This window comes from Sphaerimonospora sp. CA-214678, assembly GCF_050942215.1.
Classification (GTDB): Bacteria; Actinomycetota; Actinomycetes; order Streptosporangiales; family Streptosporangiaceae; genus Sphaerimonospora.
Genome location: NZ_CP192056.1, coordinates 6,204,604 through 6,224,505, shown reverse-complemented (window position 1 = coordinate 6,224,505; position 19,902 = coordinate 6,204,604). Strand labels below are relative to the sequence as shown.

The 19,902-nt window shown below is 72.6% G+C and carries 19 protein-coding genes and 2 riboswitches; of the genes, 8 read left to right on the top strand and 11 right to left on the bottom strand.

What is annotated here, in order from left to right:
- Positions 1-621 carry a precorrin-8X methylmutase gene (locus ACQP1K_RS27755; RefSeq protein WP_433498627.1) on the bottom strand — a complete coding sequence of 207 codons (621 nt, stop codon included), beginning with the start codon at positions 619-621 and terminating at the stop codon, positions 1-3.
- A complete protein-coding gene (gene cobG / locus ACQP1K_RS27750) occupies positions 618-1,898 on the bottom strand; it encodes a precorrin-3B synthase (protein ID WP_433498626.1) in 1,281 nt (426 codons plus the stop codon). The genes ACQP1K_RS27755 and cobG overlap by 4 nt, the downstream gene beginning before the upstream one ends.
- Before the next feature lie 27 nt (positions 1,899-1,925).
- Positions 1,926-2,116, top strand: a riboswitch (cobalamin riboswitch).
- 31 nt (positions 2,117-2,147) lie between these two features.
- On the opposite strand from cobG, the gene cobN reads away from it, so the two are divergent.
- Positions 2,148-5,750, top strand: a complete 3,603-nt coding sequence (gene cobN / locus ACQP1K_RS27745; RefSeq protein ID WP_433498625.1) for a cobaltochelatase subunit CobN — start codon at positions 2,148-2,150, stop codon at positions 5,748-5,750.
- On the opposite strand, the gene ACQP1K_RS27740 is transcribed toward cobN, so the two are convergent.
- From ACQP1K_RS27740 to ACQP1K_RS27715, 6 genes are read right to left on the bottom strand one after another with little or no spacing between them, the layout of a single operon-like run.
- Positions 5,705-7,048, bottom strand: coding sequence for a cobyrinate a,c-diamide synthase (locus ACQP1K_RS27740; protein ID WP_433498624.1), 1,344 nt, complete (start codon positions 7,046-7,048; stop codon positions 5,705-5,707). The two genes, cobN and ACQP1K_RS27740, sit on opposite strands and share 46 nt — an antisense overlap.
- A complete protein-coding gene (cobO, locus tag ACQP1K_RS27735) occupies positions 7,042-7,644 on the bottom strand; it encodes a cob(I)yrinic acid a,c-diamide adenosyltransferase (RefSeq protein WP_433498623.1) in 603 nt (200 codons plus the stop codon). The genes ACQP1K_RS27740 and cobO overlap by 7 nt, the downstream gene beginning before the upstream one ends.
- A gap of 2 nt (positions 7,645-7,646) precedes the next feature.
- Complete coding sequence (locus ACQP1K_RS27730; protein ID WP_433498622.1) at positions 7,647-9,737, bottom strand: putative cobaltochelatase; 2,091 nt, start codon at positions 9,735-9,737, stop codon at positions 7,647-7,649.
- Positions 9,734-10,288, bottom strand: coding sequence for a histidine phosphatase family protein (locus tag ACQP1K_RS27725; protein ID WP_433498621.1), 555 nt, complete (start codon positions 10,286-10,288; stop codon positions 9,734-9,736). The genes ACQP1K_RS27730 and ACQP1K_RS27725 overlap by 4 nt, the downstream gene beginning before the upstream one ends.
- 10 nt (positions 10,289-10,298) lie before the next feature.
- Complete coding sequence (locus tag ACQP1K_RS27720; RefSeq protein ID WP_433498620.1) at positions 10,299-11,060, bottom strand: CbtA family protein; 762 nt, start codon at positions 11,058-11,060, stop codon at positions 10,299-10,301.
- Positions 11,061-11,068: 8 nt separating this feature from the next.
- Positions 11,069-11,257 (bottom strand): CbtB domain-containing protein, encoded by a 189-nt coding sequence (locus ACQP1K_RS27715; protein ID WP_083502385.1) that lies wholly within the window; start codon positions 11,255-11,257, stop codon positions 11,069-11,071.
- Between the two features lie 203 nt (positions 11,258-11,460).
- Positions 11,461-11,646, top strand: a riboswitch (cobalamin riboswitch).
- 229 nt (positions 11,647-11,875) lie between these two features.
- Here ACQP1K_RS27715 and ACQP1K_RS27710 point away from each other — a divergent pair.
- The 6 genes from ACQP1K_RS27710 to ACQP1K_RS27685 all read left to right on the top strand — a co-directional run bounded on the left by ACQP1K_RS27710 (position 11,876) and on the right by ACQP1K_RS27685 (position 17,192).
- Positions 11,876-13,093, top strand: a complete 1,218-nt coding sequence (locus ACQP1K_RS27710) for an ABC transporter substrate-binding protein (RefSeq protein ID WP_433498619.1) — start codon at positions 11,876-11,878, stop codon at positions 13,091-13,093.
- Entirely contained in the window at positions 13,090-14,166 is a 1,077-nt protein-coding gene (locus ACQP1K_RS27705; protein WP_433498618.1) for an iron chelate uptake ABC transporter family permease subunit, read from the top strand. The genes ACQP1K_RS27710 and ACQP1K_RS27705 overlap by 4 nt, the downstream gene beginning before the upstream one ends.
- 2 nt (positions 14,167-14,168) lie before the next feature.
- Positions 14,169-16,037: an ATP-binding cassette domain-containing protein gene (locus ACQP1K_RS27700; protein WP_433498617.1), complete on the top strand. Its 1,869-nt coding sequence runs from the start codon at positions 14,169-14,171 to the stop codon at positions 16,035-16,037.
- Entirely contained in the window at positions 16,034-16,582 is a 549-nt protein-coding gene (locus ACQP1K_RS27695) for a DUF7676 family protein (RefSeq protein WP_433498616.1), read from the top strand. Before ACQP1K_RS27700 ends, ACQP1K_RS27695 begins: the two co-directional genes overlap by 4 nt.
- Positions 16,579-16,950, top strand: coding sequence for a hypothetical protein (locus ACQP1K_RS27690; protein WP_433498615.1), 372 nt, complete (start codon positions 16,579-16,581; stop codon positions 16,948-16,950). Before ACQP1K_RS27695 ends, ACQP1K_RS27690 begins: the two co-directional genes overlap by 4 nt.
- 116 nt (positions 16,951-17,066) lie before the next feature.
- Positions 17,067-17,192 (top strand): hypothetical protein, encoded by a 126-nt coding sequence (locus ACQP1K_RS27685; RefSeq protein ID WP_433498614.1) that lies wholly within the window; start codon positions 17,067-17,069, stop codon positions 17,190-17,192.
- Positions 17,193-17,231: 39 nt separating this feature from the next.
- Here ACQP1K_RS27685 and ACQP1K_RS27680 read toward each other — a convergent pair whose 3' ends face one another.
- The 3 genes from ACQP1K_RS27680 to ACQP1K_RS27670 form a co-directional block, all read right to left on the bottom strand.
- The gene (locus tag ACQP1K_RS27680; RefSeq protein WP_433498613.1) at positions 17,232-17,399 is read right to left on the bottom strand and encodes a hypothetical protein; all 168 of its coding nucleotides are present in this window, start codon (positions 17,397-17,399) and stop codon (positions 17,232-17,234) included.
- A 604-nt stretch (positions 17,400-18,003) separates the two neighbouring features.
- Positions 18,004-18,684: a class F sortase gene (locus ACQP1K_RS27675; RefSeq protein ID WP_433498612.1), complete on the bottom strand. Its 681-nt coding sequence runs from the start codon at positions 18,682-18,684 to the stop codon at positions 18,004-18,006.
- Entirely contained in the window at positions 18,677-19,030 is a 354-nt protein-coding gene (locus tag ACQP1K_RS27670; RefSeq protein ID WP_433498611.1) for a hypothetical protein, read from the bottom strand. Before ACQP1K_RS27670 ends, ACQP1K_RS27675 begins: the two co-directional genes overlap by 8 nt.
- A gap of 181 nt (positions 19,031-19,211) precedes the next feature.
- Here ACQP1K_RS27670 and ACQP1K_RS27665 point away from each other — a divergent pair, with 181 nt between their 5' ends.
- Positions 19,212-19,898 (top strand): response regulator, encoded by a 687-nt coding sequence (locus ACQP1K_RS27665; RefSeq protein ID WP_433498610.1) that lies wholly within the window; start codon positions 19,212-19,214, stop codon positions 19,896-19,898.
- Positions 19,899-19,902 lie beyond the last annotated feature (4 nt).

Here is a 19,902-nt window from a genome sequence, read left to right as displayed (position 1 = left end):
TCACTCCGTCTCGCTGGCGATGGCGTTGACCGCCGCCGCAGTCATCGCACTGCCGCCGCGACGGCCGTGCACCACCAGATACTCCAGGCCGCTGTCCGCCAGCGCCTGCTTGGACTCCACCGCGCCGATGAAACCGACCGGGATGCCGAGCACCGCGGCAGGCCTGGCGGCCCCTTCTTCGATCAGTTCGAGCAGCCGGAAAAGTGCGGTCGGGGCGTTGCCGATCGCGACCACCGCGCCGTCGAGACGGTCGCGCCACAGTTCCAGTGCGGCGGCGCTGCGGGTGGTGCCGAGCCGTTCGGCCAGTTCGGGTACGGCGGGCTCGCCGAGCGTGCACACCACGTCGTTGCCGGCGGGCAGCCTGCGCCTGGTCACGCCGGAGGCGACCATCATGGAGTCGCACAGCACGGGTGCGCCGCGGTGCAGCGCCTCGCGGGCGCGGGTGACCACGGCGGGAGACCAGCCCAGGTCGGCGACGAGGTCGGTCATCCCGCAGGCGTGGATCATTCGTACCGCCACCTGGGCCACGTCGGGAGGCATCCCGGTGAGATCGGCCTCGGCGCGGATGGTCGCGAACGAGCGGCGGTAGATCTCGGCGCCGTCGCGAATGTAGTCGTTCACTGCTGCCTCTCCTGGTAGCCGTCGGTTGTGGCGATCATCTGGACGACCCGGCCGGGTGGCAGCCCACAACGTCGCGCGCAGCCGGCCCAATGAACGGGCGTGTCCCGGGCCCCGTCCAGGGCGGCCACCCAGCGCCGTGCGTCGGCCTGGACGTCCGCCAGCGACTTCGCGCAGCCGGGACGCCCGGTGCAGGCGGTGACGCCCGCCCACGGCGAGTCCGGATCGGTGACGAGCCCGGCGACGTCCAGCGCCTCGGCCGCCCGGTCCGCTTCGGCCGGGGACAGATCCGGCAGCACCGCGGTCCGCCAGGGGGTCAGCCGAATGTGGTCGCCGATGTCCGCGAGCGTCCGGGCCTGGGCGGCCGACAGCCTGCCGAGCGGCACCAGGGCTTCGATGGCGACCCTGCCGTCGCGCTGCGCGTGGCGTTCGGCGCGGCGGACTCCCCGCGGCCGCCGCACCTCGAAACCCGAGCTCCCCGAGAAACCCGAGCTCCCCGAGAAACCCGAGCTCCCCGAGAAACCCGAGGCGGTGGAGGCCCTGAGCCCGGCCATGGCGCCGTCCAGCCGAGCGGCGATGCGAGCGGGCCCGTTCTCCAGCTCGCGGATCCGCCATGCACCACGGCTCGCCGCCCCAGTGCCGCCCACCGCTGCGGTGCCGCCGGCCTCGGCCTGCGCGGCCCGTTCGTCGAGGAAGGCGTCCGCTGCGGCGATCATGAGCGAGGCCGCCGACTCGGGGTGCGTGGTCAGCCCGCTGTCGGAGCCCGCCAGCAGCAACCGAGCCCCGGTCCGGTGTTCGGCCGCGAACGTGACGTCGGCGCCGAGCCCGGCGACGTCTCCGGTGCCGTCGTCCAGCGCGAACAGGAACCGTCCGGGGAGCCCGGCCAGCCGGGGGCGGGCGCATAGCTCCCGGTCCAGCGCCTCGACCAGCGGTTGGGTGGCGAGCAGGCCCGCGTGGCCGCGCCCGCCGAGCGGCGAGGCGACGATGTTGCGCACCCGCTCGTGCGCGGCCGACGGCAGCAGCCCGGCCGCGGCCATCCGCTCGGCGAAGGCGGCGGGCGAGCGCAGGCCGCGGACCTGGACGTTCGCCCGGGAGGTCAGCTCGATCACCCCCGAGCCCAGCTCCGCGGCGCAAGTGGCCAGCTCGCATAGTTGCACGGGGGAGACCGCCCCGCCCGGCAGGCGGACCCGGGCCAGCGGGCCGTCGATCGCCTCGTGCACCTGAAGCGCTCCCGGACAGGCGTCCGAGCGCTCACGTCCAGAAAAGTCGCATATCGACACGGTGAGGATGGTAGCGCCAGTTATTTCGGAGGCTTTTGTGTCGTAGGCTCCTCGGTAGGCGATGGCAATGGGAGGAAGCCGGTGTGAAACCGGCGCGGTCCCGCCACTGTGACCGGGGAGCGAACCCCACCGCAGGCCACTGCCCGGCGACGGGTGGGAAGGCCGGGGGAGCGTCGATCCGGGAGCCAGGAGACTCCTGCCGTCGTGACATCCGCGACCGGGGCGAGGACCCCGAGGGAGGATTGCGTCGTGCCAGGCGACAGCCGTACCGTCCTGCTGCTCTCGACTTCCGACACCGACCTGCTGAGCGCCCGTGCCAGCGGTGCGGCCTACCGCCTGGGCAACCCGGCCCGGCTCGGGGTGGACGACCTGCCCGACCTCGTGGCGGACACCGACCTTGTGGTGGTGCGCCTGCTGGGCGGGCGACGAGCCTGGGAGGAGGGGCTGGACGCGCTGCTGGCCGGTCCCCGTCCTGTCGTGGTGCTGGGCGGCGAACAGGCACCGGACGCCGAGTTGATGGAGCTTTCCACGGTCAGCCAGGGTGTCTGCGCCGAGGCGCACGCCTACCTGGCCCATGGCGGCCCGGTCAACCTGGCGGAACTGCACGCGTTCCTGTCCGACACGGTGCTGCTGACCGGTCACGGGTTCGCGCCGCCCGAGCCCGCTCCCTCCTGGGGACGGCTGGAGCGTACGGCTCGGAACCAGCACGGGCCGGTGGTGGGTGTGCTGTACTACCGGGCGCACCATATGGCGGGCAACACCGGTTTCGTCGAGACCCTCTGCGCCGCCGTCGAGGAAGCGGGCGGCCAGGCGCTGCCGGTCTTCTGCTCGTCGCTACGCACGGCCGAGCCCGAACTGCTCGACACGCTGCGCTCCGCCGACGCGCTGGTGGTGACCGTGCTGGCGGCGGGCGGCACCCGGCCGGCCACGGCCGGCGCGGGCGGCGACGACGAGGCGTGGGACGTGGGCGCCCTGGCCGAGCTGGACGTGCCGATCCTGCAGGGGCTCTGCCTGACCAGCAGCAGGCAGGCGTGGCAGGACAGCGACGATGGGCTGTCACCGCTGGACGCGGCCTCGCAGGTGGCGATTCCCGAGTTCGACGGCCGCATCATCACCGTGCCGTTCTCGTTCAAGGAGATCGACGAGGACGGGCTGACCGTCTACGTGGCCGACGCCGAGCGGGCCGCCCGGGTGGCGGGCATCGCCGTACGGCATGGCCTGCTGCGGCACACCCCGCCCGCGCAGCGGCGGCTGGTCGTGATGCTGTCGGCTTACCCGACCAAGCACTCCCGGATCGGCAACGCCGTCGGACTGGACACCCCCGCCAGCACCGTACGGCTGCTGGCCCGGCTCGCCGAGGCGGGCTACGACCTGGGCGAGGGTTTCCCCGGGGTGGCCGAGCAGGACGGCGACGCGCTGATCCACGCCCTGATCGCCGCCGGCGGACAGGACCCCGACTGGCTGACCGAGGAGCAGCTGGCGGGCAATCCGGTGCGCATCTCCGCCGCCTCCTACGAGCGCTGGTATCGGACGCTGCCCGAAAGCCTGCGGGCGGATATGGAGCGGCACTGGGGGCCGCCCCCCGGCGAGCTGTTCGTGCACGAAGGGGACATCGTGCTGGCCGCGCTCCGGGCCGGGAACGTGGTGGTGATGGTGCAGCCGCCGCGCGGCTTCGGGGAGAACCCGATCGCCATCTACCACGACCCCGACCTGCCGCCCAGCCATCACTACCTGGCCGCCTACCATTGGTTGTCAGACGAATACGGTGCACATGCGATCGTGCATGTGGGCAAGCACGGCAACCTGGAATGGCTGCCGGGCAAGGCCGCGGGCATGTCCGCCGCCTGCGGCACCGACGCCGCCATCGGCGACCTGCCGCTGATCTATCCGTTCCTGGTCAATGATCCGGGTGAGGGCACGCAGGCCAAGCGGCGGGCGCACGCCGTGCTGGTCGACCACCTGGTGCCGCCCATGGCCCGCGCCGAGAGCTATGGCGACATCGCGCGGCTGGAGCAGCTGCTGGACGAGCACGCCACCATCGCCGCCATGGACCCGGCCAAGCTGCCCGCGATCCGGGCGCAGATCTGGACGTTGATCCAGGCGGCCCGGCTCGATCACGACCTCGGGCTGACGGATCGGCCGCAGGACAGCAAGTTCGACGACTTCATCCTGCACGTGGACGGCTGGCTGTGCGAGGTCAAGGACGTGCAGATCCGTGACGGCCTGCACGTGCTCGGGCAGGCGCCCACCGGGCAGGCCCGAACAAACCTCGTGCTCGCGATGCTGCGGGCCCGGCAGATGTGGTCGGGCCGGGAGACCCTGCCCGGGCTGCGTGAGGCGTTGGGGATGGTCGAGGACGGCACGGCCGAGCTGACGGCCGTCGACCGGTTCGAAGCGGTCGCCCGCGAGCTGGTGGAGGGGATGGAGGAGCGGGGCTGGGCGGTGGAAGGGGCGGCCGAGGTCGCCCGCGCCGTCCTCGGCGGAGAGCTCCCCGAGGAGAGAGCCGAGCTCGTCACGCGGATCCTCACCTTCGCGGCGACCGAGATGGTGCCGCGCCTGGCGCGCACCACCGACGAGCTCGACCATCTGCTGCACGCCCTGGACGGCGGGTACGTGCCCGCCGGGCCGAGTGGCTCACCGCTGCGCGGCCTGGTCAACGTGCTGCCGACCGGCCGCAACTTCTACTCCGTCGATCCCCGCGCGGTCCCGAGCCGCCTGGCCTGGGAGACCGGCCAGGCGATGGCCGACTCGCTGCTGGCGCGCTACCGCGCGGACACCGGCGAGTGGCCGCGCTCGGTGGGACTGTCCATCTGGGGCACCAGCGCCATGCGCACGGCGGGCGACGACGTGGCCGAGGTGCTCGCCCTGCTCGGCGTCCGCCCCGCGTGGGACGAGGCGTCGCGCCGCGTGACGCGCCTGGAGCCGATCGACCTCGAGGAGCTCGGCCGGCCCAGGATCGACGTGACGGTCCGCATCAGCGGCTTCTTCCGCGACGCCTTCCCGCACGTGGTCGCCATGCTCGACGACGCCGTACGGCTGGCCGCCGCCCTGGACGAGCCGCATGAGGAAAACTACGTGCGCGCCCACGTCGCCGCGACGGGCGGGGACGAGCGACGGGCGACGATGCGTATTTTCGGCTCGGCGCCCGGCGCGTACGGCGCCGGGCTGCTGCCGCTCATCGACAGCCGCAACTGGCACGACGACGCCGACCTGGCCGAGGTGTACGCGGTGTGGGGCGGCTTCGCCTACGGCCGCGACCTCGACGGTGTGGCCGCGCGGCCACAGATGGAGGACGCCTACCGCAGGATCGCCGTGGCGGCCAAGAACGTCGACACGCACGAACACGACATCGCCGACTCCGACGACTACTTCCAGTACCACGGCGGCATGATCGCCACCGTCCGCGCGCTCACCGGGCGGGCGCCGGCCGCGTACATCGGGGACAGCACCCGGCCGGACGCGGTCCGCACCCGGACGCTGTCGGAGGAGACCTCGCGGATCTTCCGCGCTCGCGTGGTCAACCCGCGGTGGCTGGCTGCGATGCGGCGGCACGGCTACAAGGGCGCCTTCGAGCTGGCCGCCACCGTCGACTACCTGTTCGGCTACGACGCCACCACGGGTGTGGTGGCCGACTGGATGTACGACAAGCTGGCCGAGACGTACGTGCTCGACCCCGAGAACCAGGAGTTCATGCAGCGGTCGAACCCGTGGGCGCTGCACGGCATAGCCGAACGGCTGCTGGAGGCGGCAGAACGCGGCATGTGGGAGCACCCCGACCCGGAGATCCTGAACGGGCTCCGCGAGACCTACCTCAAGACCGAGGGCGACCTGGAGGACGACACCAGCCGCTGAGCCAGCTCGGGCCTGCCGGCCCAGTGCAGGTGCAGGTACGACGCGGTCAGCAGGGCGTCGCCGAAACCGTCGCCGGAACCATTGGCGCCGCCGCCCGCCCAGCGGAACAGCGGCGCGTGGTCGTAGTCGGCGGCGGTCCGGTGGAACTCGTGCCCCCGGAACCGCTCGCCCGCCTTCGTCAGCAGCGACGGTCGCAACGCGACGGCCTCCCGATATCCGAGGGTCAGCCTGGACGTCATCCTGGCGCGGGCCGGCACGCGCCCGCACATCCGCTGCCCGTCCAGTTCCTCGCACAGGTAGAGCAGCCCCGCGCACTCCGCCGCGATCGGCCCGGCGAAGGCCGCCACCTGTTCGCGCAGCGGCTCGTTGGCGGCCAGCTCGGCGGCGTACATCTCGGGGAATCCGCCGCCCAGCACGAGGGCGGCGGTGCCGTCCGGCAGCCGCTCGTCCCGCAGCGGGTCGAACACCGCGACGTCGGCGCCCGCCGCCCGCAGCAGCTCGACGTGCTCGGCGTAGCCGAACGTGAACGCGGCCCCGCCCGCCACCGCAACCACCGGCCGGTGCGGGAACGACCCGGGCGGCGGCGCCCAGGGGGAGGCGGTCAGCGGGGGAGCCGATCCGGCCAGTCGCAGCAGCGCGTCCAGATCGCACGAGCCGGCCACCAGCGCGGCCAGCCGGTCCACCGAGGCCACGGCCTCGGCCTGCCGCTCGGCCGCCGGCACCAGCCCCAGATGCCGCGACGGCGTGACCACGGCGTCGTCGCGGCGGATCGCCCCCAGCACCGGCACGCCCGCCGCCTCCAGCGCGGCCCGGCACAGCTCCTCGTGCCGGGCCGAGCCGACCCGGTTCAGCACCACCCCGCCCACGCGCACCCGCGGATCGAACGTGGCGAAACCGTGCACCACGGCCGCCACCGACCGGCTCTGCCGCGCCACATCCACAACCAGCACCACCGGCGCTTCGAGCAGCCTCGCCAGGTGCGCCGTCGAGGCGAAGTCGGTCTCGCCTCTGCCGTCGAACAGGCCCATCACGCCCTCGACCACGGCCACGTCGCAGCCCGCCGCGCCATGCAGGAACAGCGGTGCGACGAGGTCCTCACCCACGAGCCACGGATCCAGATTGCGCCCGGGACGTCCGGCCGCCAGCGCGTGATAGCCCGGGTCGATGTAGTCCGGCCCCACCTTGTGCGGCGAGACCCGCAGCCCGCGCGCCCGCAGCGCCGCCATCAGCCCCGTGGCCACCGTCGTCTTGCCGCTGCCCGACGACGGCGCCGCGACGACGAGCCGTGGGACTACCACTCGATGCCTTTCTGCCCTTTCTGGCCGACGTCCATGGGATGGCGCACCTTGCCCATCTCCGTCACCAGATCGGCCACCTCGATCAGGCGCTCGGGCGCGTCCCTGCCGGTGATCACCACGTGCTGGTTGCCCGGCCGCGCGGTGAGCGCCGCCAGCACGTCGTCCAGATCCAGCCAGCCCCACTTCAGCGGGTAGGTGAACTCGTCCAGCACATAGAACCGGTACGTCTCGGCCGCCAGATCACGCTTGATCTGCTGCCACCCCTCGCGGGCGTCGGCCGCGTGATCCTCCTCGGTGCCCGGCCGCTGGATCCACGACCAGCCCTCGCCCATCTTGTGCCAGGTCACCGGGCCGCCCTCGCCGGACTCGCCGAGCACCTTCAGCGCCCGTTCCTCGCCGATGCGCCATTTAGCCGACTTCACGAACTGGAACACGCCCACCGGCCAGCCCTGGTTCCACGCCCGCAGCGCCATCCCGAAAGCGGCCGTCGACTTGCCCTTACCCGGGCCGGTGTGGACCATCAGCAGCGGCCTGGTACGACGCTGACGCGTGGTGAGCCCGTCGTCGGGCACCATGGCCGGCTTTCCCTGCGGCATGATCAGGCCGCCTTCCTGTAGTCGCGGACGACCGACCCGAGGTCGGCCAGGGAGTCGAGGGAGACGAGCCGGGCACGCAACCGGGACGCCAGACGGACCGCCAGGCCGAGCCGCACCGGCCCGCTCTCGCAGTCCACGACCACCGCCGCCGTGCCCTCCAGCAGGGCGGCGGCGCGGTCCACCTCGCCGCCCGCCGTCGCGCGCCCGTCGGTCACCAGCACCAGCAACGGACGCCTGGCCGGATCGCGCAGCCGCTCCACCCGCAGCACCTCGGCCGCGCGGGTCAGCCCCGCCGCCAGCGGTGTACGCCCGCCGGTGGGCAGTGAGCGCAACCGTGCGGCGCCCGCCTCGACCGACGAGGTCGGCGGTAGGGCTACCTGCGCGTCCGCACCTCGGAAGGTGACCAGCCCGACCTTGTCCCGCCGCTGATAAGCATCGAGCAGCAGGCTCAGCACCGCCGTCTTGACCGAGCTCATCCGCCTGCGCGCGGCCATCGAACCGCTGGCGTCCACCACGAACAGCACGAGGTTACCCTCGCGGCCCTCGCGGACCACCTCACGCAGGTCGTCCCCGCGTAGCACCAGCCCGGGGCCGCGCCGCCCGCGCTCCCGCTGGTGGGGCGCCGCCGCCAGCAGCGTCGCCGTGACGTGCAGGTCGCGCACCTGGCCGGTCGGACGGCGCGCGCCGGTGCTCCGGCCGTGCCGGGTCCGTGAACGTGACCGTCGGCCCGCCGAGCCCTCGCCGATCCCCGGCACCTGCAGGAGCGGCACCCGGTGGGGCGCGGCCACCTCGGCGACGTGGCCGGTCGCCTGCGGCCCGGCCTCCGGCGGTTCCGCCGCGCTTTCACCGGCCCGGTCCTGGCCCGCGCCGTCGTCCGTCTCCGGCCGTTCGGCGGCGGCCGGACGCTCCGGCGCCGTCGCACGCTCCGTCTCCGCCGGATCGCGATGCGCCGGTGGTTCCGTGTCTTCGGCCGGCGGCGGCGCGCCCGGCGGGCGGGAGTCCTGCCCCGGCCCTCCGCCGTCGGGCCCCCCGTTGTCGGGCCCCCCGTTGTCGGGGCCGCCGCCGTCGGGGTCGTCGTCGTCCGACGTGCGATCGAGCAGCTCGTCGAGCAGTTTCTCGTCGAGCCCCGGCGCGTCGAACGGGTCGCGCCGCCTGCGGTGCGGCAGCGACAGCCGGGCCGCGGCGCGTACGTCCTCGGTGGTCACCGCGTCGCGCCCCTGCCAGGCGGCGTGGGCGATGGCCGCGTTCGCGGTCACCAGGTCGGCCCGCAGGCCGTCCACCTCGAACGCAGCGCACACCGTGGCGATCTGCCGCAGCCGCGCGTCCGGTAGCCGCACCTCCGGCACCAGGGCCCGGGCGGTGGCGATCCGGGCGGCCAGGGCCGACTCCTCCTGCTCCCACCGGGCGGCGAACGCCGCGGCGTCGGCGTCGAAGGCCAGCCGGCGCCGCACCACCTCGGCCCGCTCCGCGGGATCGCGCGACGCCCTGACCTCGACGGTCAGCCCGAACCTGTCCAGGAGCTGCGGGCGCAGCTCTCCCTCCTCCGGGTTCATCGTGCCCACCAGCAGGAACCGGGCGGCGTGGCGCACCGACACCGACTCGCGTTCGACGTAGCAGGTCCCCAGCGCGGCCGCGTCGAGCAGCAGGTCCACGAGATGGTCGTGCAGCAGGTTCACCTCGTCCACGTACAGCACGCCGCGGTGGGCGGCCGCCAGCAGGCCAGGCTCGAACGCCTTCACCCCCTCCGTCAGCGCCCGCTCCACGTCGAGCGACCCGACCAGGCGGTCCTCCGAGGCGCCGACCGGCAGCTCCACCAGGGCGGCCGCGCGGGTCACGCCCTCGGCGCCGGGCTCGTGCGGGCCGTCGGGGCATCGCGGATCGGGCGCGTCGGGATCGCAGGCGAACCGGCAGCCCTGCACCACGTCGACCGCCGGCAGCTGGGCCGCGAGCGCGCGCACGATCGTGGATTTCGCCGTGCCCTTCTCCCCGCGCACCAGCACGCCGCCCACCCGGGGCGAGACCGCGTTGAGCACCAGCGCCAGCTTCAGGTCGTCGAGCCCGACGACCGCGCTGAACGGATACGTGACGATCAAATCGGAACCTTCCGGTTGACATGGGCGACGCGCCAGCCGTCCCGGGTGACGGTCAGTTCGGTGGTGGACAGGGGAGCCAGGTCGAAGCGGGTGGCGCCGAGCGGGTCGAGCCCCAGGGCATGGCCCAGCGCCGCCCGGATGGCGCCGGCGCCGCAGACGGCGACTCCTTCGGGCTCGTCTCGCATCGCGTCGAGCCAGCTCGCGACCCTGGCCGCGTGCGCGGTCAGGGTCTCGCCGCCGTGCGGAGCCGAGTCGGGGTCGGTCAGCCAGCGCGCCAGCGCCTCCGGCTCCTCCCGCGCGACCCGCTCATAGGGGAGGCCGCGCCACCGGCCGTAGTCCGCCTCTCCGAGGGCCGGCGCCTCGCGTGCCGCCAGCCCGATGGCGGCGACGGTCTGCCGTACGGCTCTGCCGGGGGCGACCCAGACCGCCGGGGCCTCGACGAATCCCGTCAACGCGGCGGCCTTCGCCAGGGTCGCCGCGTCGGCGTTCTCGTCGCCGGGGAAGCAGGCGGTCCGCATCCCCGGCGTGGTGGCATGCCGGATGAACAGCACCTCACACTGCTCAGCTCGGTGCCGCGGCACTCGCGGGAGCCGCCGTACGCCGGGCCGCCCGGTCGCTGATCCAGCCGAACAGCACGCCGAAGGCCGACCAGAAGACGAGCTGCGTGCCGAGCGAGGTGAGCCTGAACTCCCACAGCAGCGTGGCGGGGAAGCCGTCGGGCACCTCGCTGACCGTGGGCAGCAGCCACCAGGCGGCGACCACCGGAACGAGGAAGGCGGCCACCGTGGCAACCCAGCGGAGCCACGGATCAGAGAGGACACGCCGGGCCGTCGTCACCGCGGCCGCCGTCGCCGCGAGCCCGATGATGATCATCACCACGTAGAGCAGGGTGCGGCTGTTGATCGTATCGGGATCGCCCACAGCGGGCGGATTGGCCGGATATTTCACGAAAGGAACGAGGATCATCGCGGTAAACGCCGTCCCGGCCGCGGCCAGCGCGAGTCGCCCGTCGGACCGTGGCCCGACCCGGCCGCGCAGACCGGCGAACACGAGCGCGAAGACGCCGCCGACGGCCAGCCCGTAGAGCCCGGTGGCCAGGAAGAGCCCGGCCTTCTGCGCCGGCCTGCTGACCTCGGCCTCCTCGCCGTGACTGTGCCCGGCCTCCGCGTCGGGCTCCGACGCCTCGGCCTGTGCGGCCGCCGCCTCTTCGAGAGCGATCGCCGCGTCCACCCGAGGTTCCCCGAAGGCGAAGGCGAAGCCGCCCGCGATCAATCCGGCCAGGAGCCCGAGAAGCAGGCCCCTGACCAGCAGGGTGCGTACCACGCCGCCCCCTAGTGGCACGGCACGCCGAGCAGGTGCCGCCCGTCGTGCATCAGCTCGTGCAGGAAGGCGCCGGTCTGGGAGACCGCGCCGTTGTCCATCAGGACCAGGTACGCCACGAGCAGCAGCACAGGTACGGCCAGAAGCCAGGGGCGGAGCCGGGGCAGGGGAATGATCGAGGGGGTGGACAGCCCGCTCATCTAAGAGCCTCCTCAGGGTGACGCGTCCCATATCACGAGGTCACGACCACCAAGCGATCTGGCTCCCGGGATCTGCGTCCCGGATACAGTGGCGCGTCCGCACCGGCATCTCACCGGATTTCCCTTGGACGATCGTGAAATCCATCGAAACGTATCCCGTCCTCCCATTCGCGTCAATGAGGCCCGGTATCTCCTGGGGAAAGTGTGCATATGAGATGATGCGGGACGTAGGCGACGGCGGAACGAGGAAGCCGGTGTGAATCCGGCGCGGTCCCGCCACTGTGATCGGCGAGCGAACCTCGACGCAGGCCACTGCCCGGGAGGGTGGGAAGGCCGAGGCGAGCTTTGACCCGAGAGCCAGGAGACTCACGCGGTCGCCTCCTCGAAGAAATTGGGGCGGATCTCCCCAAGAGAGGATGGTGGTCGCCGTGCCGTGCACCCGGCGTGACCTCCTGCTCGCCGCTCGCGGCGGGAAAACCGGCGTTTCGGTCGGCCGTACGGCCGACGGCCGCAGGACCGGCCGCTCCGGCCGGGCTCTCCTGGTCATATCCGGCTCCTCGCCCGCCGCGTCACGCTATCGAGGAATGGTGGTCGCGGCCCGTTCCCAGGAGACCATCGATGGGTATCCCCCGCCCGATCGGCGGCGCGCTGTTCGCCGTCGTGTCCGCGATCTTGCTCACCACGGCCGCCTGCGGCGGAACCGAACCCGCCGCGTCCCCCGCGGCCGGTGCTTCGGCGGTCGATAGCCACTGCGTCACCTCCTATGACGCGGAGACCGACTACTTCCCGGTCAAGCAGACCCTGACGCACGCCACCAACTTCACTCTCACCTACGCAAAGAACTATCAGGTGGTCACGGTCAAGCAGCCCGCCCCCGGCGCCAAGCCGGAGACGTACGTGCTGGTCCGCTGCGGCACCCCGGCCCCCGAGCCGACCGGTGAGCTGGCGGGCGCGGTCGTCGTAGAGACCCCCATCGAGTCGCTGTACTCCGCCTCGACCACGCACCTGCCGTTCATCACCGAGCTGGGCGTGCTCGACCGGCTCGGCGGGGTCGCCTCCGCCGGCTTCATCACCTCCCCGCAGGTGCGGGAGCGGGTGGCGGCCGGCGCGGTGACCGAGTACGCCTCCGGGCAGGAGGTCGACACCGAGAAGGTCATCGGCGCCAGGCCCGACGTGCTCATGACCCAGGGCACCGAGGACAAGGCCTACGGCGTGCTCCGCCAGGCCGGGATCGCGGTGGTCGCCAACGCAGAATGGCTGGAGACCACCGCGCTGGGCCGCGCCGAGTGGATCAAGCTGATGGCCGCGCTCACCGGCACCGAGGCCAGGGCCGACGAGGTGTTCGGGAAGATCGAGTCCGACTACGCGGCGCTGTCGGTCAAGGCGAGGGCGGCCACGCCGGTCACCGTGCTGCCCGGCCAGATGTATCAGGGCCAGTGGTCGATGCCCAACGGCGGCAGCTACGTCGGCGGACTGATCAAGGACGCGGGCGGGACCTACCCGTGGGCCGGCACGCCCGGCTCCGGCAGCACCACCCTGGACCTGGAGGCCGTGCTGGCCGGGGCCAAGGACGCGAAGGTCTGGCTCGCCCAGGTCAACGAGTGGACGACGCTGGCGGACGTGAAGAAGTCCGACGCCCGCTACGCCGAGTTCACCGCCTACCTGACGGGCGAGGTGTGGTCGGCCAACAAGGCCATGGGCCCGGGCGGCGGCAACGACTTCTGGGAGCGCGGCGTCGCCCGCCCCGATCTGGTGCTGGGCGACCTGGTGGCGATCCTCCACCCCGGCCTCGCCCCCGGCCACGAGTCCACCTTCTACCAGAAGCTGACCGGGTGACCGCGGTGGCGCAGGCCGTCGTTCCGGTGGCGGTCCGCCGCCGGACGGTGGTTCTCTCGATCATGGTGCTGGCGGTGCCGGTCGCGTTCGCGCTGGCCGTCGCGCTCGGCTCCACCTCGATCTCTCCAGCCCGAATGCTGCCCGCACTGTTGCGCGACGGCTCGGCCGACCCCGCCGTCCGCGAGATCATCTGGACGGTACGGCTGCCGCGCGCGATCACCGCCGCACTGGCCGGAGCCGCCCTCGGCGCGGCCGGGGTGCAGATGCAGACACTGTTCCGTAACCCGCTGGCCGAGCCGTACATCCTCGGGGTGAGCTCGGGCGCGAGCCTGGGCGTCTCACTGATCATCATCGGCTGGGGCGGGGCCGCCGGCGCGTTCACCGCCGGTCTGGCCGGGCTCGGCCGGGCCGGGGTGGTCGTCGCCGCCTCGGCTGGAGCGGCGGCGGTGCTCGCCCTCGTGCTCGCGCTGTCGCGGCGGGTGCGGTCCGTGGTCACACTGCTGATCGTCGGTGTGATGGTCGGCTCGGCCGCCACCTCGGTCATCACGGTGCTGCTCGTCTACACCGACCCGCAGCGCGCCCAGCAGTTCATCAGCTGGAGCCTGGGCAGCTTCGCCGGGACCACGTGGGCCGACCTCGCCGTGTTCGGCCCGGTCTGTCTCGTCGAGCTCGCGGCGGCGCTGGCCGGGGTCAAGCCGCTCAACGCACTGCTCCTCGGCGAGAACTACGCTCGCACCATGGGGGTGCGGGTGCGGCTGACCCGCACGCTCACCCTGCTGGTGTCGTCGGTGCTCGCCGGGACGGTAACCGCTTTCTGCGGGCCGGTCGCCTTCCTCGGCCTGGCCGTACCACACGTGGCCCGGCTGGCGCTGGGCACCGCCGACCATCGGCTGCTCATGCCCGGCGTCGCGCTGCTCGGCGCCGCAGTGGCGCTGCTGTGCTGCGTGGCCGCCCAGCTGCCGGGCGGCGGAGTCGTGCTTCCGCTCAACGCGGTGACCACCATCATCGGCGCGCCCGTGGTGATCGCCGTACTGCTGCGCAGCCGCGCGGCCAGAACCGGACTGGCGGTGTGACCATGGCGGATCGGGGTTTGCGCCTGGAGGACGTGTGCGCCGGATACCCGGCGCGCCGGGGCCACCGTGAGCGTCGCGTGCTGAACGGCCTGAACGCGACGGCGGCGCCCGGCGAGCTCACCACGTTGATCGGCCCGAACGGCACCGGCAAGTCCACCCTGCTGCGGACCATGGCCGGGCTGCAGCCCGCACTGGCCGGGCGGGTCCTCATCGACGGCGCCGCGATCGAGTCGGTGCCCGCGGCCGAGCTGGCCCGGCGGCTCGCCGTCGTGCTCACCGAGCGGGACCTGCCCGCCCTGCTGACCGCCCGCGAGCTGGCCGGGCTGGGACGGCACTCGCACACCGGGTTCACCGGACGTCTGTCGGCCGCGGACGACGAGATCGTCTCCCGGACGCTGGAGGCGGTCCACGCCGGCCACCTGGCCGACCGTCCGGTGACCGAGCTGTCCGACGGCGAGCGCCAGCGGGTGCTGGTCGCCCGCGCCCTGGCCCAGCAGCCCTCGGCGATCCTGCTGGACGAGCCGACCGCGTTCCTGGACGTCACCTCCAGGGTGGCGCTGCTGGGCCTGCTGCGCCGTCTCGTCCGCGAGAACGATCTCGCCGTCGTGGTGTCCACACACGACCTGGAGCTGGCGCTGCGGGTCGCAGACCGGCTCTGGCTGCTCGCCCCCGACGGCGTACTGCACGCCGGGACGCCGGAGGAGCTGACCACCCGGCGCGTGATCGGCGCCGCCTTCGATGGGGATGACCTGTCCTTCGACCCCGTGTCCGGAGTGTTCGTGCTCCAGACAGGCGACGGGGGAAGGGTGCGGGTGACCGCCGACGACGTCCACCGCCCGCTGCTGGAGCGAGCGCTGACCAGGGAGGGCTGGCGCACGTCCGCGGTCCGCCGTACCGGCGAGGGCGGCGACGGGAGCCGGCCCGCAGGACCGGACGACGAGGCCGTTGAACTGGTCGTACGACAGGCGGGCGACGGATACGCCGCGGCCTTCGACGGTGACGTCATCGCGTTCGCCACGCTGCCCGAGCTGGCCGCGTGGAGCCGCCGGGCGGCGGACAGGCTGCGGGAGACGCCCCCGGCGCTGCTCCCCGCCGCTCCGTCGGCCGTGTCCGGTGTGGCCGCCGACGTCTCCACCGTCGGCGGCTACTTCGAGCTCGGCATCGGCCCGATCGAGCCGGGATGGCGCCCGCTCACCGACCTGCTCACCGATCCCGGCGTCCTCGAGGAAAGGATCATGGCCGTCGCCGGCCGCCTGGGCACCGCCGAGCGCAGGGTGGCCGCCTCAATCCTGTTCCAGGGGCTCGCCGCCCGGCTGTGGTCGCCACCGCTCGGCGCGCTGATCGCCCACGACCTGCTGATCGACCTGGATCCGCGGCGGGTCCACTGGCAGGCCGTGCCCGGTGGGCCGCTGCCGCTGCGCGCCGCCGGCCTGGACGGGTGGCGGCTCCGCGACCCGGCACAGTCGGCCGAGTCCCTGCGCCGCACCGTGATGACCGGGCTGCTGGAACCGCTGGCCGAGGCGTTCCAGGCGATCGTGAAGATCGCACCGGGCCTGCTGTGGGGCAACGCGGCCTCCGCGCTGGCCGGGACCGTCCGCGCCCTCGCCCGCGCACGGCCCGAACTCAACGACGCGGCCGTCGCGCTGGGCCGCGAGCTGCTCGACCCCGCGCCCGTGAACCAGGGCCCGCTGCGGGGCACCGGGGAGCTGCTGGAACCGGCGCCCGGCCATCCCTTCTTCGTCCGACGCAGCTGCTGCCTGTACTACCGCCTGCCCGACGCCGGCAAATGCGGCGACTGCGCCCTGATCACCCCCCAAGCGCGCCACGAGCAGTGGGCGCGTGCCGTACGAGAATCGCAAGGAGCCACATGAGCCACACGGTCGTCGAGGAAGAGGGCACTGGCACCCTGCACGTGTGGGAGCTGCCCACCGATGAGCAGGCACTCCTTTCCCTGGTGAAGGACATCTTCGAGAAACACTGGGCGCACATCTGGTTCGGCGTGATCATCCAGGGCGCCGCCTGGGAGGTCGCCGCGCCGAACGCGCCCGAGCGGATCAGCCTGTACGACGGCTACGTCACCGTCGACTTCGGCCGCTGGCACTTCCACCTGTGCATCGGCGAGCACACCGCGAGCGGCCCGGAGCTGGGCCGGATCCGCCGCTGCGCCCGCGCCGAACTGTATCGCCGCGTCAGCGACGACGGCAGCCCCTCTTCCTGGGGGGTGCGGCTGTTCAACGGCCGGAACGAGCAGCTCATGACCGTGCTGCTGCCCAACCCGTTCCTCACCGACCGCCAGCAGATCCTCGACCCACCGGACTTCACCCGGCTGGCCGCCTGGGACGAACTCCGCGCTACCTATCTCGGCCTGGAGCCAGACCCGCTGGACCGCACAGGCAAGGGCTTCGCACACGCATGAGCGGGATCGTCGTCTGCCGTGGCTGCTGCTGCGGCAGCAGCCGGAAGGTCCCATGGCTTGACCACGACGCGCAGTTGCGCAGGCTCGCCGAGGTCGCCGACGTCCGCGTCACCGACTGCCTGGACGTGTGCGAGCAGGCCAACGTCGTCGTTGTCCGGCCCTCGCCCGCTGGGCGGGCGGCGGGTGGCCGCCCGGTCTGGCTCGGCCTGGTCAACCAGCCGGAGGTGGCCGATGACATCGCGGAGTGGATCCGCTTGGGTGGCCCCGGACTGGCCGAGCTGCCTGCGGTTCTCGGCCTTCATGCGTTTGAAAGGCCCCGGTCGTCAAAACACAAAGGTCGGCTCCGGGGCAGGCGGGATACGGCGTGACCGATAGGTCTTGGGGTTGCCGAGCTGAAGGCTTCCATCCGCCCGCTGGAGCGTCCACCGGCGATCTCGAGCCATGCCCTGCCACCTCGTCATCTGCGCGCGGAAGACGCAGATCAGTGGGTGAACGACGCGCCCTACTGCCGCTGCACCTTCCCCGCGAGTACGCCCTGGGCAACAAGCTCGATCATCCGCCCAACGTCTACCTGCGTGAGGACGCGATCCTCCGGCGCGTTGACCGCTGACTGTGCGGTGAGTGGCTGTGAACACCTGGCATGAGCTGGTTAACCGAGGCGGGCGATGGGGTCGGTGGCCAGGTGGCGCAGGACGGCTGCGGTCTCGGCCGCCCGCGTGGCATCGGGCTCCGCGCGCCGGCTCGACTCGATGGCGTCGGCGAGCGCCAGCAACTCGGCCGGAGGAAGCAGTGTTCGGCCCCGAGTGTGCAGGCGCACCGGCGCTCCTGATCCCTCCCGCGCCACCAGGCGTGGAACGCGACGGCCGGGGGGCCATGTGGTTGTTCCCGTACTGGGCGTACTCGGGCACGGAGTCGATGTACACGGCGGCCGTCGCGAGGTCGACGTGGCGGGTCTTCAGGGAGCCCGTCACTTCCAGCGTGGTGCCCGACAGCCGGGCGCGGTGCCGGAAGATCCACCCACATGATAAAAGCGAGAATGCTCAGGGATACGAGCGTGAAGACGACTGCGGCGGTCTTCTGCCCGTTTGATGCCTCGACGCTGATACGTGTGGCCGCGCCTGCATGCTACGTCGGCGCGGCCAGACCCGAATAGGAGTCAGAGCACCGGCATGCCCCCGCTGGGGCCGTGTGGTCAAGAAGGCCGGCCTCGCCGGCGAGCTGAGCTGACGCGAGGGACGGAAGGTAGGGAGAGGCGAGGGACCCGTCGCGAGACGGAGACAGTAGGGGCATTGTTCGAACCAGCATCAGTTGGACGCCATCCCCTCGTTCCTGCGCACCTCGCTCGATACCGGCGGTTGACACAAGCTTCGTCGACGAACATCGCATGAGAGGACGGCCGTACACCGAACCGTCCCGGCGTGTCATGGAGTGGTGAGACGAGCGTAGAGGATGACGTTGTCGGCGTAGTGGCCGATCCGGCGGTCGAACGCACCCCCGCACGTCACCAGGCGAAGGCCCGCATGGTCCAGCGGGCCGTACACGCGACGGGTGGGGAACCGCTTCTTAGGCGCCATTTCCACCGAATCGACCACGAACCTGGCCATGGAACCGTCCGCGCGGCCCACCTCCACGATGTCCCCGGGTCGCATGCGCCCGAGGTCGTAGAAGACCCCCTTACGGCCCGCGCCGTCGATGTGGCCGAGGATGACCGCGGCCCCTCGCTCGCCGGGGGTCGCTCCGTGCGCGTACCAGCCGGCCACCTCGGGATGGTCCACCGGCGGGACCTGCACCGTGCCGTCGGGATTGAGCCCCAATCGGCCGAGCGCCACGTGGACTCCGATCTTCGGGATGTCCAGATGGCGCGGCTCGGATGGGCCGAGCACGAGGCCGCCGGGAGAGGAGATCCGCTCCGCCATGGCGCCCGTTCCCTCGTCTAATCCCGCGTCGATCGACGCGGCGGCCGAGGGCGGCGGGATCGGAGGGCCGTCCGCCGGCATGACTCCGTAGCCCACGAACGCGGCACCTGTCAGAGCGACGGCGGTGGCGGCGACGCCCAGGGCGCGACGGCCGCCATCCGTCCTCGCATCCGGCCTGTCAGGCACCCGTGCTCGACCGCCGGCGCAGCGCCAGCACACCCATCCCGGCCCCCGCGACGAGAAGGGCGGCACCAGCGGGGACCAGCACATTCGCGCTGTCTGCGGGGCCGCCACCGGTCTCCGGGGCGCCTCGCGGCACGACCCGACGACGCTCGGCCGGGGCCTGACCCTCCTCGCGCGGCTGCGCCGGCGCGGCCGACGGCACGGGCGTCGGCGCCTCCGACGGGGCCTCTGCGACAGGCGAGGGCGCGGCGGCCACCGGCCGGGCGTCCGCCATGGCGGGACTCACGGGCGCGGCCAGTACGGCGATGCCGAGCGCCGAGGCGGCCAGCGCGGTACGGATCAGTCGCATGCTTCCTCCTTGCGCGGCGGCATGGCAGGGGTCTCCCACCAGGCGCACCGCAGGTCACCGATCTAGGAACGGCCCTGATGCTGGCAGGGGAATGTCCGCCGGCCGTGATCGGAATGTCATGAGCATGTAATGGATGTCGCCATTCGCTGAAAGGAAAACGGACATGCCGGATACTTGAACGGTGGCCCGGGTGATGCTGATCGAGGACGACCACTCCGTACGAGAGAGCCTGCGTCTGTCGTTGGGCCGGAGCGGGCACGACATCGAGGTCGTGCGGACCGGCGAGGAAGGACTTCGACGCATGTCCGCCGCCCCCGCCGACATCGTCGTGCTCGATCTGATGCTTCCCGGGCTTGACGGATTCGAGGTGTGCCGCCGCATCCGCGCAGGAGGGCCCACGCCGATCGTCATGCTCACCGCCCGCGGCGACGACCTCGACGTGGTCAGCGGTCTGGAGGCGGGTGCCGACGACTACGTGGTCAAGCCGGTCCGGCCGCGGGTGCTGGAGGCGCGGATCCGCGCGGTGCTGCGGCGCGGAGGACCCGCTGCGGCGGCGGCCCCCGCGTCGGCGGAGACTCACGGCGACCTGACCATCGACCGGGGCGCCCTCACCGTGGCCAAGGCCGGGGTTCCGATCACCCTGCCGCCGATGGAGCTGCGGCTGCTGCTGGAACTGTCGGCGGCCTACAGCCAGGTGTTCAGCCGTCAGCAGCTCCTGGAGTCGGTCTGGGAGCTCGACTTCCTGGGTGACTCCCGGCTGGTGGACGCGTGCGTGCAGCGGCTGCGCGCGAAGATCGAGGACGTCCCCGCCAAGCCCCGGTACATCCAGACGGTGCGTGGGTTCGGTTACCGGTTCGGCCCTCTGTGAGGCC